Below are 14,611 nucleotides of genomic sequence, written 5' to 3' on the forward strand. Positions count from 1 at the left end.
TCGAGCTACCTGCAGACCGTGGCCCACCAAGGCGTCAATCCCCTCGTCGCCATCCAAATGGCCCTTTCCGGGGGGCTGTACGCGCAATCGGGGAGTAGTTACAAGTCTTCCTTGGACACAGGTACGGGACGTGCAGTTTGCTAAATCAGGCCCATAAGGTCGGCAGGGGGACCGCTCGAAGATTCTGCCCAAACGATAGCGTTTCTTCGCCATCATAGAGCAGAATTCCCTACACGAAAGCGGACCCCGCAGCGGACGCAACCCGCTGAAGGCCACCGAAATCCCGCTGCGTAACCGATGCGGCGGCCTTGACTTCGATACCGACGATTTGGCCAGCCGGATTTTCAGGAACGAAATCGACCTCCAGTTGGTCCTTGTCGCGGTAATGAAAGATAGAAATATGCTCCTTAGACCACCCGGCCCCTTTGATCAGCTCGGAGAATACGAAGCTCTCCAGCAGCGGCCCGAATTGCCCCCGGTCCGCGCGTAGCCGCGCTGTCGAATGACCGCGCAGGGCCGTTAGCAGACCCGAATCGATAAAATGGAGCTTGGGCGCCTTCACAAGCCGGGAGAGTTCATTGCGTGACCAAGGTAACACTGGTTGGACAAGGTAGACTTGCTCCAGAACGCGCAAATACTGTCCGACGGTTTTATGATCGCGTCCGGTTGGGCGGCCAATCTCCGAGAGATTTGTCAATTGACCCGCAAATCGCGCGCAGATTTCCAGAAGCCGAGGAATCTGGGCGCGCCCGGCGATGTCCGCGATCTCTGGGATGTCGCGTTCGACGATGGAATTGATGTATGCGCGGTACCAATCATGACGTCTTCGTTCGGTACGGCGCTTAACGGCATCCGGGTAACCGCCGGCCGCTACAAGATCAAGCAGGTCGTCGCCGTGCACTGATTCGGCCGCTTGCGGCAATTGCCTGCAAAAAAGTGTACCGCCCGTCTGACTGGGAGCGTAGCAACGTCCAGTTGGGAATCTGCATACGTCCACATGGGAATACGCCCGAGTCACGAGGCGGCCCAACTTGCGGCACTACGGCCAGGCTTAAGAAAAAGTGACGAGGACCTTTGGCTGGGGGTGGGGGATAAGGCCCGGTATCTAACCGCGACTTTAAGGGGCGTGCATCGGATTACCAAAGGCGCGGGTGTCCCGCTATCCGCGGGCCGCCCGTCGGGGACGGGTGCCGCAGACCATGTTCCCCCGGCAATGGGCATACGCTCGGCGCATGAGGCTTGCGAAAACGGGGGACCGCGCCACACGATATCGCGCCCCCTTGGGGTATTCGCTTCGGCCTAGAGGACGGGGCTTGCATCCAGACTTCACCGGGCTCAGCGCAGCGCCCCGCATCTCGAAACGGCGGGCCCCCCTGCAAACTGATGGAAAGGGCCTAGCGCCTTACGCGGGATGGCCGGGCCGTGCTCACCGTTGGCCGATGCCCCGCAGATTCGTCGGACCCCCGTCAGGGCCTCTTGCAGATCCCCGCCGGCGGCCTTTCGGCTCCCGGATACGGACCCTCTTACGTACGCTGCGCGCACCCTACACCACCTCGATTGCCGTGCGCGGCGCACCAAATACCGCCCCCAGAAAACCCAGCCTATGACAGGCCCCACTCTGGTGATTGATCCCCGGCCCGACGCCGGGCCCGTGTGCCAGCACAAAAAGGGCGTGCCCGGCCGGGGTCGCCGGGCCTCTGGGAGAGGCGGGGAGACGCGGTCATTGAAGGACGGGCGCCCCTCGGTGTAGCGTACTGTCCATCCGCGGGCCATAGGCCATCGGTGACACTTGAAGATAGGGCCTTATGCTTGAACTGGTCGCCCATCGCGGCTATGCCCGGTGCTTTCCGGAAAACACCCTTGCAGCCCTCGAGGGCGCGGTCGCGGCAGGTGCCCGCTATGTCGAGGTCGACGTGCAGCTGACCGCAGACGCGGTGCCCGTCCTGTTCCACGATCGGGACTGCCGGCGCCTGTGTGGTCTGCCCGGCGCCATCGATGACTACGATTGGGCGCAGGCGGCGACCTTCACCCTGTCGTGGCCTGAGGGGTGCGGGGGCGCGCACACGCCGATCCCCTTGGCGCGAGTCACCGATCTCGCCCGGTTTCTCGCCGCCCACCCGGCGGTCACCGCCTTTGTCGAGATCAAGCACGAGGCCGTGCGGCGCCTCGGCGCGAGGCCCGTGGTCCAGGCAGTGCATGGGCTGCTCGCGCCGGTGCTCGCCCAGACCGTGCTTATCTCGTTTTCCCGACCGGCGCTCGCGGTCGCCCGCGAGCTGTGGCCCACGATCGGTCTTGTCACCCGGCGCTACCGCGAGTTTTGCGCCCGCAGTACGGCAGCGCTCGCACCGGAGTACCATTTCTGCGACATAAAGGGCCTGCCGCGCCACGGGCGGCTCGGCCACCCGCGCACGACCCTCGTGGTCTATGAGGTCGACGAGGCGCGTGAGGCGCGCGCCCTCGAGGCGCGCGGCGTGCGCTTCATCGAGACCTTCGCCGTCGCGGAGCTTGCCGCGGCCTTGAGGATGCCGGTGCGTGAACGCCCACTATGAGGTGGTGATCGTCGGAGGCGGTATACATGGCGCGGGCGTCGCGCAGGCCGCGGCCGTGCGCGGCTATCGCACCCTGCTCCTGGAGCAGCACACGCTCGCGGCCGGGACATCGAGCCGGTCCTCGAAGCTCATCCATGGGGGATTGCGCTATCTCGAGTCCGGCGCTATCCGGCTCGTGCGCGAATCGCTGCGCGAACGCGAGATCCTGCTTGGCATCGCCCCCGGGCTCGTCGAGCGCAAGGCCTTCCATATCCCCGTCTATGGGTCCTCGCGGCGCAGCGCGCGACACATCCACATGGGCCTTTTGCTCTATCGCCTGCTCGCGCACGGCGCGGCAGGGGGCTTCACGCGCGTCGCGCCGAGCGAGTGGGATGGCCTGGACGGGCTTAAGACTGCGGGGCTCAAGGCGGTGTTTCGCTACATGGACGCGCAGACCGACGACGTCGCCCTGACCCACGCCGTGGCCCGCTCGGCCGAGGCCTTCGGGGCCGAGATCCGTACCGGGGCGCGCTTCATAGGCGCCGAGCGCGCGGGTGCCGGCTACGAGGTGCGTTCTGTGCATGACGGCGTCGTGAGCTCGTGTCGCACGGACGTGCTTGTGAATGCCGCCGGCCCGTGGGCGGCGCAGACCTTGAGCGGCATCCTGCCTGGACCTCCGCGGTTGCCGCACGACCTGGTCGCGGGCACGCACATCATCACCGACGGTTCCCTGACCCAGGGGTGTTACTACATCGAGGCACCCGCCGACCATCGTGCGGTGTTCGTGCTGCCCTGGCGGGGGCGGATATTGACCGGCACGACCGAGCGGCTGTACGTCGGTGACCCGGCGCTCGTGGCGCCTACCCCCACTGAGATCGCCTACCTGCAGGAGGCCCTGGCGGCCCACTTCCCGGGGCTGTCCACGAGCGTTGCCGATAGCTTCGCGGGTCTGCGGGTGTTACCGAAGACGGGGAGCGGCCTCAGCGCGCGCTCCCGCGAGACCGTGCTGCTCGCCGATGCCCCCATGCCTCACCTCATCAGCATCTTCGGCGGCAAGCTCACCGGCTATCGCCATACCGCTGAGCGCGTCATGGACCGCTTCCAGCCGGTTCTGCCGCGGCGCGTCGCGCAGGCCGATACGCGCCGCCTCGTACTACCCGTCGATTGACGATGGCATCAGCGCCCGCCAGCGCGCGTGCCGCTCCCGCAGCGGTTCATCCGCGGCCGCAAGGAATATATCCCCTGTCCCTGTCCGCCAATCACCAGGGCGGCCTGCGGCCAGGAACGCTAGGCCGCGGACCGTGGCCTCATGCTCGGCCGGGCGCCGGACCTCGATGCCGCTGAGGTTGGCGAGCGCCTGGCAGAGCCCGTCGGACGCCGCCAGGCCGCCTGTGACCACCACCGCCGCGCATGGGCCGGCCATGGCGCACAGCGCCTCGATGTTCTCCTGGACCAGGAACACCACGCTCTCGATGATGGCCGCAGCCTTGGCCGCCCGCGTCCCGTCGCCCTCGAAGCGTACCGGCGCGTCGGCTCGCCAGTAGGGGGAGCCCAGCCCGCCCACCGCGTTCAGAAACAGCGGGCGCGGGTCGCGATCCGCCAGGAGACGGTCGCAGTCGCCTGCCAGGTCCGCGTAGGCGAGCGTCTGACGGCCCCACGCCAGCGCCGCGCCGGCGCCATTGACAGTGCCCTCGAGCACGTCCAGATCCGGGCCCGCGCCACGCGTCGCTGGGCTCCACAGGAGTCGTCCCGGGTCGGTCGGCCCCCGTTCAAGGGGGCGCTGAAGGAATGCCCCCGTGCCGATATTGATGTAGATGGTGTCGGTACGCGGCACCCCTTCACCATAGAGCGCGGCCGCCTGATCACCCGTGAGAATGGTAAGCGGTACGAAGGCCCCGCCCGCAGGCAGGGCCCCGAACGGGTGGCAGGTCGGCGTACATGATGGCAGGGTCTCCCATGGGATCCCGAAGACGTCCAGGAGCTCAGGGTCCCAGTCCTGTCGCTCGCGACCCCACAGCAGGGTGCGCGCGGCATTCGCCGGATCGGCGATCAGCGCCCGCGGCGTCAGTAAGCGGAATGCGAGGAAGCTCGCCAAGGGACCCATGGCCAGATGCCCGGCCTTGAACGCCGCCTTGACCGCTGGCAGATGATCCAGGCACCAGCGCATCTTGGGCGCGCCGTAATGAGGGGATAGCCGCAGCCCGGTGCGCTTCGCGATGAGCGGGGCGCGGTCCTCGTAGGTGGAGGTGAGCGTGATTGCGCGCCGGTCCTGCCAGCTCAAGACCGGCGACAGGGCCGCCCCGGTGCGCGTGTCCCAGCACACCGTGCTCGAGCGTTGCGTCGCCAGGCCGGCGGCGGCGATGCGCATGCGCGCCTCCGTCCCCACGATCTGCACCAGCTGCGCGATGACATCGTGCAGGGACCGCACGAGCTCCTCGGCGTCCTGTTCCACGACGATCCCGTCCGGGGTCGACTGCCCGACCGTGACGCGGGCGCGCGCCACGGCGGTCCCCGACGGGTCGAACAGCACCGCGCGCGTCGACTGCCCTCCCTGGTCCAGGGCGAGGTATAGCGGTTCCTGCATGAGCTCCCTGCCGGCTTGAACCCGGGAGAATTATAGGCGGGATTTCCGGGATTGCCCGAGCGCCTCGTACAGCGCTGCGCGCACCAGGTCCTCGTTCAGGAGATGCTGTGCCCCGGGGCGGCGCGCGGCACCCCAGATGGCGTCCGGAAAGTAGGCGTCATCCTCATAGCGCGGGATGACATGCCAGTGCAGGTGGGGTACCAGGTTTCCCAGCGAGGCCAGGTTCATCTTCGTAGGCCATGCCTGCTGCCTCAGGACCGCCTCGACGGCGAATACGGTGTCCATGAACGCGCGGCGTTCGGTCGGGGCGAGGTCGCTCATCTCGCGGACGTGATCCCGCCACACCACCCGGCAGATCGTCCCGACCCCCGCGGCCTGGGCCAAGACCACGAGGCAGTCCTCATTGGCCCACAACCCATCCTTCTCGTCCAGGTCGCAGAGCGGACAGCGGGTATCGGTCATGCCGCGAGGCTAGCATAAGCCCGCCGCCTGCAGGTAGCCTCGCCCTGTCCGCGCCCCTATAATGAAGACACTGGGGGGCGCCATGATCGACTGGAGTTCGATAGAGACGACGTTTCTGGACATGGACGGCACCTTGCTCGACCTGCATTTCGACAACCACTTCTGGCAGGAGCATGTGCCGTTGCGCTATGCCGAGCGAAACGGCCTCGCGCTCGATGAGGCCAAGAGTCAGTTGTATCAACGATTCCGGCGCGCCGAGGGGACCTTGAACTGGTATAGCGTCGATTACTGGAGCGACGAGCTCGCGCTCGACATCGCGCAGCTGAAGGAGGAGGTCGCCCATCGCATCGCCCTGCGCCCGTTCGTCGAGGAATTCCTGGATGCCATGCGCAAGGCCGGCAAACGCCTGGTGCTCGTCACCAATGCCCATGGCAAGACCGTGACCCTCAAGTTTCAACAGACCCGCATCGATCGCTACATGGACGCGGTGTTCTGCGCGCACGATCTCGGCCTCGCCAAGGAGCATGCGCCCTTTTGGGGCGAGCTGCGCGCCCTCGAGCCCTTCGAGCCGACGCGCACCCTGCTCATAGATGACAGCCTGCCGGTGTTGCGCTGTGCCCGCGACTACGGCATTCGCCATCTGCTTGCGATCCGCAGGCCGGATTTGCGCGGACCGGACAAGGATTGCGGGGAATTCATGGCGATCGAGTCGTTTCGCAACCTCCTGCCGGTCGGTTAGTATGCGCCAGACCGCGCTCGCGCTCGTCTTGGCGATCCTGTCCGGTTGCGCCGCCTACCACGCCAAGCCGCTGCGCGCCCCGGCGCTTGCCGCCCTGAAAGGTCCCCCGCACCGCGCCCTGGTGGCCGCCGCGCGCGCGCTCAAGGTGCCAGGCCTTAGGCCGCTCGCGCTCGATTTCCGCCGGCCGCTCACCGGTAAGGAGCTGGGGGTGATCGCGGTGATCGCCAATCCTGCCCTGCGCGCCCTGCGCGCCCGCGAGCGTATCGCCCGCGCCCAGGTGTTCGCCGCCGGACTGCTGCCCGATCCGGTCATACAGTTCAGCGCCCTGAAACCCTACGGGGTCGGGGCCGGAGGGCGCACAATGGCCTTGTCCGACGGCTTTCTCTGGGATCTGTCGCGGCTTGTCACCCGCTCCACGGATATCCGCATGGCCCAAGAGCGCGCCTCGGCGGTCCGTTATCAGGTGGCATGGCGCGAATGGGTGGCGGCGAACGAGACGCGGCTGGCGGCCCGCCAGGTGTATTGGCTGAAGGCCGAGTGGGTCATCGCCCACAAGGCCTTGGCGCTCTGGAAAGGGCACGAGTCGCTGCTGCGCGGCGATCTGCGTCGCCACCTGATCGCCCGCAGCCGTTGGCTCTTTTTCCAGGCCGCGCAAGATGCGCTGCGTATGAAGGCCGCGGCCCTGCACCGTGCCTTGCGCGCCGCGCGCGTCGCCCTTGCCGGCCAGTTGGGTCTTGCGCCCGCGACCCCGCTCGCCATGGCCCGGCCGCACCGGCTGCGCCCGGTGGTGGGCGCGCCGCGCGCGCTCTTCCATCATGCCGTATCGCGCAGGCTCGATCTCGTGGCCATGGTCGCGGCCTACCATAGCGCCAATGCCGCGCTTTTGCGCGCCGTGCTCGACCAATATCCGCGCCTGAGCCTCGGCGCGGCGGGGGCGCGCAACAGTTCGGGTGTGGCCGAGGCCGGCCTGCAGTTGAGCCTTGTGCTGCCGCTATTCAATGCCAACCGTGGCGCCGTGGCCATTGCCCGCAGCAAGCGCGCCGCGCTCTTCAAGGACTATGTCGCGCGCCTCGCGGCCGCCCGCTCCCAGATCTACCGCCTTGCCGGGGCCCAGGCGAGCCTCGACCGCGAGCTCGCGCGTTTCAAGGGGCGCGGTCTTGTGCTGGCGCATACCGCGCGCGCCGCGCAGGCGGCCTACCGCGTGCATGCCCTGGGGCTCGTGTCCTATCTCACCTTGATGCAGGAGCTCACCACCGTGGAGCTGAAGATGACCGCCCTACGCCTCGCGCGCGCGGCGACCACGCTCGCGCTCATAACCGCCACCGCCAGACCGTGGTCGGGGAAAACGGCGTGAGGCCCCTCTTCTGGGGGTTGATGCTCGTCCCGGGGCTGGCGTGGGCGGCCGCCCCGCTGGCCGTCCATGTGACGCGTGCCGCGCGCGCCACCTATCGTCCCGCCATCCCGGTCTTCGCACGCGTGCGCGGACCCGAGCATACGATGGTCCAGGCGCCCTATGATGCGATCATGGCCCCCCTGCCCGTGGCCCCCGGCAGTACCGTGGCCGCCGGCGCCATCGTCGCGCGCTTGGTGCCCATGAGTCTGGCCGCCACGGTGCGCGCCCTGCAGGCCAAGGCCCAGGCCGCGCGCACCGTCTATGAGCAGGCGCGGGTGTTGGCCCGGCAGGGGTTGGTCACGCCGGCCCATGCGCAGGGCCTGAAGGCGCTCTGGCGGGCCGATGTCGCGGCCTGGCACGCCGCCGCCGAGCGCTTGGCGCGCGGCGCGGTGCGCGCCCCGTTCGCCGGCAGCGTGCGCTATACGGCGGCGCCCGGCGCGTGGCTTGCGCGCGGCGCGGATGTGGTTGCCATCGGCGGGGCGGGCAGTGTTTACGAGCGCTGTGCGCTCACCGTGCACGAGGCCAACCGGCTCTACGTCGGGGCACGTGCCCTGATCGCCGCCGGTGGCTTTCTGCGGCCGGCCGGGCATGTCTATGCCCTGGCCGCGCGCGCCGATTCCCTGGGGTTCGTGCACGCCTACGTGCGCGGCCTGCGCGCGCCCTTGCGTCCCGGACAGGTCCTGCACCTCACGCTCCTCGGGCACCGGCAAAGCGCGATCGCCGTGCCGCGATCGGCGCTCATGGTGCGCCATGGGCGCGCGCGCGTGTATGTCCTGCACGACGGACGGGCGCGGGCGGTGGCGGTGAAGGTCCTGCGGATCGATGGCCGGCGGGTGTTCGTCGCCGGGGCGGTGGGTCGCGGTGCGCCGGTCATCGATTCCGGTGTCGCGCGGTTGCGCGCCGGGGTGGCGGTGCGAGTCATTCGGTGAAGGCCTATCTCGAGGCCTTATGGGCCAACCGCCATACCACGGCCTTGGTCGCGCTGCTCGTGCTCGCCGCCGGGACCGCGGCCTTCAACGTCTTGCCGCGCAGCGTGTTTCCGAACGTCAATTTCCCGCGTGTCTCGGTGTTGGTGAGCGACGGCTATCTTCCGGTGCATGTCATGCTCGTGCGCGTGACCGAGCCCTTGGAGCAGGCCGCCAAGGGTGTGCCGAATGTGACATTGGTGCGCTCGACCACGAGTAACGGCTTGAGCAAGATCCATGTCTTCTTCAATGGCGCCATCACCCCGAACAACGCCTACCTGCTGCTCGAGGCGCGCCTCGGACAGGTGACCTTGCCGCCGGCCGCGCATATGAGCGTACGACTCATGATGCCGAGCATCTACCCGTTCGCCGAGTACGCCCTGGTCTCGCAAAAGCAGACCAGCAGCGCCATGATGCCGACCTATGCCTTTACCCTGAAGCCCCGGCTGCTGGATGTCCCCGGCGTCTATACCGTGGCCTCCATCGGCCGCGGCTGGCCCCAGGTGCATGTCGACCTCTCGCTGCGGCGTCTCATGAGCCATCATATCGGGCTATCGCGCATCGTAGCCCTCCTGCGCGCCCACCAGGGGCCCTATTTTGGGGGGTGATGGCCGGCTTTCATGACAGCTTTCTGTTGACCGCCGCCGGCCGTCCCGCGACGGTCGCCGCGCTCCGCCGTCTGCCCGTCCCCCTGGGCGGTGCGCGCGGCGCCACGCTGCCGCTGTCGGCGCTCGCGCATATCGCCGTAGGTCCCCCGCCGCGCATCCGCGGCTCGGCCGTCGCCCACCACGCCCATAGCCTCTTGATCGAGATCGCCGCGCAGGCGAGCGCCAACGTTGAGCAGGTCGCGCACGGCGTGGCCCACGCCATCGCGTCTTTGCGCAAGGGTCTGCCGCACGACGTGCGTCTGGTGCGCGACTATGACCTCTCGCGGCTCATCGTGGCGAGCCTGCATGACGTCTGGATGGCGCTCATCCTGGGCACGGTCATCACCTTCGCGGTACTGCTGGCCTTCCTGCGGCGCTTCGACACCGCGCTCGCCACCCTGGTGGTCGTGCCCTTGTCGCTGGCCGGGACCTTCGTGGTGCTGTACATCCTGCACCTTGGCCTCAATATCATGACCCTGGGCGGTATCACCGCCGCCATCGGCGCGCTCGTCGACCACGCCATCGTCGTGATCGAGCAGGCGACCCACGCGCACGCCCCGGGGACCGTCGCCGAGCGCCGCGCCCGGGCCTTGCGTGCCGCCGGCGAGGTCCTGCCGATGATGACCTTCGCGACGCTCACCTCGGCCTTGGTGTTCGTGCCGCTCATCCTTCTGACCGGCACCATCGGCATTTTGTTTCGGCAGATGGCGGTGGCGCTCGTCACCGCGCTGGTCGTGTCCCAGGCGGTAGCGCTGTCGGTGACCCCGCTGCTCGCCACCTATCTTGCCGGGCGCGAACGGTCGTCCCCCAAGGCGTGGCGCCCGGCGCGCCGCGCGCGCGTGGCCTATGCCCGCGCCCTGCGCCGCGGTCTGCGCACGCCGATCCTGGGGGTGGTCGCGAGCCTCGCGATCCTGGCCGCGGCCTACGGGGTCTTCCGGATCTTGCCCACGGCCTTCCTGCCGGCGTGGAATGAGGGGGTGATCGCGGTGCCGTTTCGTACCGCCGTGGGCAGCTCGGCGTCCCAGACGCTGGCCGTGGGGCGCGGGCTTGTGGCCATTGCCGCCCACGATCCCGAGGTCGCGACCGCCTCGGTGGTGGTCGGCCAGAGCCTCGGCAATCCGCGCGCGACCCCCAACAAGGGCGATATCGTCATCACCTTGAAGTCGCAGGCCTCCGCCGTCGCCACCATGCGCATCCTCGGTGCCCGCTTCCGCGCCGCCTACCCGAGCCTATCGATGCTGAAGCTCCATCAGCTCCTGGTGACGCAGCTCGGCAACCTCTCGGGCGCCCATGACCCGCTGGACGTCGAGGTCTTTGGGCACAGCGTTTCGGCGCTCGCGGTCTATGCCCGGCGCCTCGAGGCACGGCTCGCTACGAGCCACGACTTCGCCAACGTGAGCTTTGCCACCTCCTCGGCAGGCCCCACGATCACCATGATCCCGCGCACGCGCGCCCTGCAGGCCGGGCTCACGCCCCCGCAACTTGGGGCGCAGCTGCTGGCCGGCTACTGGGGGGTGCCCGCGGGCTATCTCCTGCGTGGTGCCCAGATCCTGCCGATCGCGGTGTCGACCAGCCCGGCGGGCGGCATGACTGGCGCCCTCGGGCCGCGTCTCTTCGTGCATGCGCCGCACGGCCCCTATGCCCCGCTCGCGGCCTTCGCCCGCGAACGCAAGCAGCGCTCGGTGCCGGTCATCACTCACCAGAACCTGGTGCCGTTCGCCGACATCGAGGTCCGCCCGCATCGGGCCATGGGGCTGACCCAGGCGGCGGCGGTGGCGCGCCGCCTGATCGCGAAGAGCCCGCTTCCACAGGGGATCACCGCGCGCATCGGCGGTTACTACAAGGAGCAGGCCAAGAGCTTCGCGCAGATGGAGCTCACGCTGGTCTTCGCGCTGCTCGTGCTGCTCGTGCTGGTCGGCTATCAGCTGCGCACCCAGCGCGCCGCGCTCGCGGTGCTGGTGGCGACCTCCTTGAGCGCCCTGGGCGCGCTCGCCGCCCTGTGGCTGCGCGGCATCCCTCTGGACAGCACGTCGTTCCTGGGCCTCCTGCTGGTGTTCGCGATCGTCGTCAATAACGGCATCCTGATCTTCGGTCAGGCGCGTCACTACAAAAGCCCCCCGGGCCGCATCGAGGTCGAGCTCGCCGCCCGCCGGCGCTTGCGTCCGATCCTCATGACCATGGCCGCCGACGTCCTAGGGTTCCTGCCGCTCGCCGTGGGGGTAGGTCACGGTACCGATCTTTTGAAGCCGCTGGCCACCGCCGTCATGGGCGGGCTCATCCTGGCGCTGGCCGCCTCGCTGTTTATCGGCCCGATGCTTTATATGGCGTTTTCGCGTCCACCCAAGCCCTGAGGTGGGCGGCGGTCTTATCCATCTCGTTTCTGAGCTTGCGCCGGATCATCCACGGCCCTATGAGCGGCGGGATAAAGAACGAGGGCGCAAGCGTCGCATCGAAGTGCGCCTCGGTGCCGCCGACCACCGTCCGCAGGCGCCATTGCGAGTAGCCCGACCGAAAGCTCGACAATCGTGGGATGATGACACCGCGCACCCAGTGGTGTCCGCGGGTGGTCATGGCCTCGGTTTGGGTGACCGGAAAGCAGATGAAGAGGACGCAGCTTGTGATGTGCATGCGCAGCAAGGTCAGTCCGTCGCGCCGCATCACGGTGCTCCGCTTGACCGCCGGATTCAGCCGCTTGATATCGGCGTAATCGGTGATGACCTGCCAGACGCGCCGGATTGGGGCGCGCAGTCTCATATCGAGACTCATGTGAAAGCGGTCGCCGTGCGCCGATACCGTGATCCTCGGGGGCTGGCTGGCCCACGCGGGCATAAGCACGGGCGCCCCGAGGGCGGCGACGAGAACGAGGTGGCTAAGCCGTGCGCGCCCAGGTCTTGAAGCGTTTGCGGCAATACGCGAGGAGCGCGTCGTAATCACGGAAGTGTGCGCGAAAGTGGCGCTCGGCCGGCTCATCGAGCTCGCAGAAGTCGTTGGAGTAGTCGCGGCAGATCGGCGGGCGCGCGGTGTAAATGCCGCACGCCCCGCTCGCCTCGAGGTGCGCGCACGGCGCATGCACGAGCAGAAACCACCCATCCTCATCCTGATAGACCTCGATGCCTTCGTGGCTGACTTGCCATAGGAGGTGCTCAAAGTCGCTGCGCGCACGGGGGGTGGGGATCTTCTGCGTGATATACCGGCAGCAGATCGACGGGCAGCTCGCGCACTTGCCGCGATCATCCACGATGCGCACCGGAAACACGGCCCTCATGGCCGCCACCCGCCGATCCCGTGAGCCGCGACCATCGCCATGGGCCGCCGGCCGGCCGTGGCGCCGGCACCGATCCGCGCCGGCATTCAGGCCTTCCGGTAGAGCTTGGCGCCCCCCGCCTTGAACTCGCGGGCCTTGCCGGCCAGCCCCTCCTTCAGGGCCGCATCCGGGCTCGCGCCGAGCGTCTGCGCGTACTCGCGGACCTCCTGCGTGATCTTCATCGAGCAGAACTTGGGTCCACACATCGAGCAGAAGTGCGCGAGCTTGGCCGATTCCTTGGGCAAGGTCTCGTCGTGCAGGGCCTGGGCGCGTTCCGGGTCCAGCGCCAGGTGAAACTGATCCTTCCAGCGGAACTCGAAGCGTGCCTTGCTCAGGGCATCGTCGCGCGCCTGCGCCTGTGGATGGCCCTTGGCGAGATCGGCGGCATGCGCGGCGATCTTGTAGGCGATGAGGCCATCCTTCACGTCCTGGCGGTCGGGCAGCCCGAGATGTTCCTTCGGCGTGACATAGCAGAGCAGCGCGGTGCCATACCAGCCGATCATGGCCGCGCCGATTGCCGAGGTGATGTGATCATAGCCCGGCGCGATATCGGTGGTGAGCGGTCCCAGTGTATAAAACGGGGCCTCTTGGCAGGCCGCGAGTTGGCGGTCCATGTTTTCCTTGATGAGGTGCATGGGCACATGGCCCGGCCCCTCGATCATGGTCTGCACGTCGTACTCCCAGGCGACCCGGGTCAGTTCGCCCAGGGTGTCGAGCTCCGCGAACTGCGCCTCGTCGTTGGCATCGGCGATGGAGCCGGGGCGCAGCCCGTCTCCCAGCGAAAACGAGACGTCATAGGCGCTCATGATCTCGCAGATCTCGCGAAAGTGGGTGTAAAGGAAGTTCTCCTCGTGATGCGCCAGACACCACTTGGCGAGGATCGAGCCGCCGCGCGAGACGATGCCGGTGCGACGCTTCGCGGTGAGCGGGATGAAGGGTAGGCGCACACCCGCATGGATCGTGAAGTAATCGACCCCCTGCTCGGCCTGTTCGATCAGGGTATCGCGGAACATCTCCCAGGTCAGTTCCTCCGCCACCCCGTCGACCTTCTCCAGCGCCTGATAGATCGGCACGGTCCCGACCGGGACCGGGGAGTTGCGAATGATCCACTCGCGGGTCTCATGGATGTGGCGCCCGGTCGAGAGATCCATGATGGTATCCGCGCCCCAGCGGGTCGCCCAGACCATCTTCTCCGCCTCTTCCTCGATGCTCGAGGCCAGCGCCGAATTACCGATGTTGGCGTTGACCTTTACCAGAAAGCGCCGGCCGATGATCATCGGCTCGAGTTCCGGGTGGTTGATGTTCGCCGGGATGATGGCGCGACCGCGCGCCACCTCGTCACGCACCATCTCCGGGGTGATGGCATTTGGCCCGCGCATCTCCACGCCGCCGCTCTCGCGCAACGCCACGTATTCCATCTCCGGGGTAATGATCCCGCGCCGCGCATAATGCATCTGCGTGACGCGCGCCCCGGGGCGCGCCCTTAAGGCCGTGCGTGTGCCCGGGAAGCGGATGTTCGCGGTGCTCGGGTCATTCTGGCGTTCGCGGGCGAACGTCGATGATATCGCCCGTTGTTCCACGTCGCCGCGCGCTGCCACCCATTCGGCACGCGGCCTGGCAAGCCCTTGTGCGAGATCGATGACGGCCGCGGGATCGGTGTAAGGTCCGGAGCTGTCATACACGCGCAGCGGGGCGTTTTCCTCGGCGCCGAAGGACGCCGGGGTGGCCTCCAGGGAGATCTCGCGCATCGGTACGGCGAGCCCCGCCGTTTCATTCGATCGCACATAAACCTTGCGCGACGCCGGAAACGGCGCGGTCGTGGTCGCGTCCAGGGCGCGACTCAGAGGAGACAACGTTCGAGGGTCGGCGTTCATCGCCCGGAATCCTATGCAAGAGACGTGGAGGCGCGTGCGACGCGCCGATCACGGACCGGAAGGCCCGTCCTTAAGGGTCTATCAAACCTAATGGATTTGGTCAGCGATTGCAAGG

At 67.8% G+C, this 14,611-nt stretch carries 13 protein-coding genes; 7 read left to right on the forward strand and 6 right to left on the reverse strand.

All coding sequences use genetic code 11. The annotated features are described in order from the left end of the window. Positions 1-229: 229 nt before the first annotated feature. The gene (locus tag C4900_RS00130; protein ID WP_170132349.1) at positions 230-901 is read right to left on the reverse strand and encodes an ATP-binding protein; all 672 of its coding nucleotides are present in this window, start codon (positions 899-901) and stop codon (positions 230-232) included. A gap of 904 nt (positions 902-1,805) precedes the next feature. Between C4900_RS00130 and C4900_RS00135 the strand changes: the two genes are divergently transcribed. Together C4900_RS00135 and C4900_RS00140 are read left to right on the forward strand one after the other, a co-directional pair. After that, positions 1,806-2,549 carry a glycerophosphodiester phosphodiesterase family protein gene (locus C4900_RS00135; protein WP_114282073.1) on the forward strand — a complete coding sequence of 248 codons (744 nt, stop codon included), beginning with the start codon at positions 1,806-1,808 and terminating at the stop codon, positions 2,547-2,549. Beyond that, complete coding sequence (locus C4900_RS00140) at positions 2,533-3,696, forward strand: glycerol-3-phosphate dehydrogenase/oxidase (RefSeq protein WP_065969847.1); 1,164 nt, start codon at positions 2,533-2,535, stop codon at positions 3,694-3,696. The genes C4900_RS00135 and C4900_RS00140 overlap by 17 nt, the downstream gene beginning before the upstream one ends. Here the strand turns inward: C4900_RS00140 and C4900_RS00145 are convergent. Continuing rightward, entirely contained in the window at positions 3,682-5,112 is a 1,431-nt protein-coding gene (locus C4900_RS00145; protein ID WP_114282074.1) for an FGGY family carbohydrate kinase, read from the reverse strand. The genes C4900_RS00140 and C4900_RS00145 overlap by 15 nt on opposite strands. A gap of 30 nt (positions 5,113-5,142) precedes the next feature. Next, complete coding sequence (locus C4900_RS00150) at positions 5,143-5,574, reverse strand: HIT family protein (protein ID WP_114282075.1); 432 nt, start codon at positions 5,572-5,574, stop codon at positions 5,143-5,145. A gap of 82 nt (positions 5,575-5,656) precedes the next feature. Between C4900_RS00150 and yrfG the strand changes: the two genes are divergently transcribed. Genes yrfG through C4900_RS00170 form a run of 5 tightly spaced genes read left to right on the forward strand, consistent with a single transcriptional unit; the run spans position 5,657 to position 11,669 of the window. After that, the gene (yrfG, locus tag C4900_RS00155) at positions 5,657-6,313 is read left to right on the forward strand and encodes a GMP/IMP nucleotidase (RefSeq protein ID WP_065969858.1); all 657 of its coding nucleotides are present in this window, start codon (positions 5,657-5,659) and stop codon (positions 6,311-6,313) included. Position 6,314: 1 nt separating this feature from the next. Then, positions 6,315-7,667 (forward strand): TolC family protein, encoded by a 1,353-nt coding sequence (locus C4900_RS00160; RefSeq protein ID WP_065969843.1) that lies wholly within the window; start codon positions 6,315-6,317, stop codon positions 7,665-7,667. Further along, positions 7,664-8,635, forward strand: a complete 972-nt coding sequence (locus C4900_RS00165) for an efflux RND transporter periplasmic adaptor subunit (protein WP_147267086.1) — start codon at positions 7,664-7,666, stop codon at positions 8,633-8,635. Before C4900_RS00160 ends, C4900_RS00165 begins: the two co-directional genes overlap by 4 nt. Further along, on the forward strand, positions 8,632-9,279 hold the full coding sequence (locus C4900_RS16805; protein ID WP_211306685.1) for an efflux RND transporter permease subunit: 648 nt from the start codon (positions 8,632-8,634) through the stop codon (positions 9,277-9,279). Before C4900_RS00165 ends, C4900_RS16805 begins: the two co-directional genes overlap by 4 nt. Continuing rightward, entirely contained in the window at positions 9,279-11,669 is a 2,391-nt protein-coding gene (locus C4900_RS00170) for an efflux RND transporter permease subunit (RefSeq protein WP_211306686.1), read from the forward strand. The genes C4900_RS16805 and C4900_RS00170 overlap by 1 nt, the downstream gene beginning before the upstream one ends. On the opposite strand, the gene C4900_RS00175 is transcribed toward C4900_RS00170, so the two are convergent. The 3 genes from C4900_RS00175 to thiC form a co-directional block, all read right to left on the reverse strand. Further along, complete coding sequence (locus tag C4900_RS00175) at positions 11,620-12,147, reverse strand: SRPBCC family protein (RefSeq protein ID WP_170132350.1); 528 nt, start codon at positions 12,145-12,147, stop codon at positions 11,620-11,622. The genes C4900_RS00170 and C4900_RS00175 overlap by 50 nt on opposite strands. A 40-nt stretch (positions 12,148-12,187) precedes the next feature. Then, entirely contained in the window at positions 12,188-12,583 is a 396-nt protein-coding gene (locus tag C4900_RS00180; RefSeq protein WP_233431954.1) for a YkgJ family cysteine cluster protein, read from the reverse strand. Positions 12,584-12,669: 86 nt separating this feature from the next. Continuing rightward, a complete protein-coding gene (gene thiC, locus C4900_RS00185; protein ID WP_114282077.1) occupies positions 12,670-14,496 on the reverse strand; it encodes a phosphomethylpyrimidine synthase ThiC in 1,827 nt (608 codons plus the stop codon). Positions 14,497-14,611 lie beyond the last annotated feature (115 nt).

This window comes from Acidiferrobacter thiooxydans, from assembly GCF_003333315.1.
Taxonomy (GTDB): domain Bacteria; phylum Pseudomonadota; class Gammaproteobacteria; order Acidiferrobacterales; family Acidiferrobacteraceae; genus Acidiferrobacter; species Acidiferrobacter thiooxydans.

Bases quoted from the DNA above. Each gene is read 5' to 3' on its own strand.
- C4900_RS00145 (WP_114282074.1), bottom strand. From the start codon at position 5,112: ATGCAGGAACCGCTATACCTCGCCCTGGACCAGGGAGGGCAGTCGACG.
- C4900_RS00175 (WP_170132350.1), bottom strand. From the start codon at position 12,147: ATGCCCGCGTGGGCCAGCCAGCCCCCGAGGATCACGGTATCGGCGCAC.
- C4900_RS00150 (WP_114282075.1), bottom strand. From the start codon at position 5,574: ATGACCGATACCCGCTGTCCGCTCTGCGACCTGGACGAGAAGGATGGG.
- C4900_RS00160 (WP_065969843.1), top strand. From the start codon at position 6,315: ATGCGCCAGACCGCGCTCGCGCTCGTCTTGGCGATCCTGTCCGGTTGC.
- thiC (WP_114282077.1), bottom strand. From the start codon at position 14,496: ATGAACGCCGACCCTCGAACGTTGTCTCCTCTGAGTCGCGCCCTGGAC.
- C4900_RS00135 (WP_114282073.1), top strand. From the start codon at position 1,806: ATGCTTGAACTGGTCGCCCATCGCGGCTATGCCCGGTGCTTTCCGGAA.
- C4900_RS00170 (WP_211306686.1), top strand. From the start codon at position 9,279: ATGGCCGGCTTTCATGACAGCTTTCTGTTGACCGCCGCCGGCCGTCCC.
- yrfG (WP_065969858.1), top strand. From the start codon at position 5,657: ATGATCGACTGGAGTTCGATAGAGACGACGTTTCTGGACATGGACGGC.
- C4900_RS00180 (WP_233431954.1), bottom strand. From the start codon at position 12,583: ATGAGGGCCGTGTTTCCGGTGCGCATCGTGGATGATCGCGGCAAGTGC.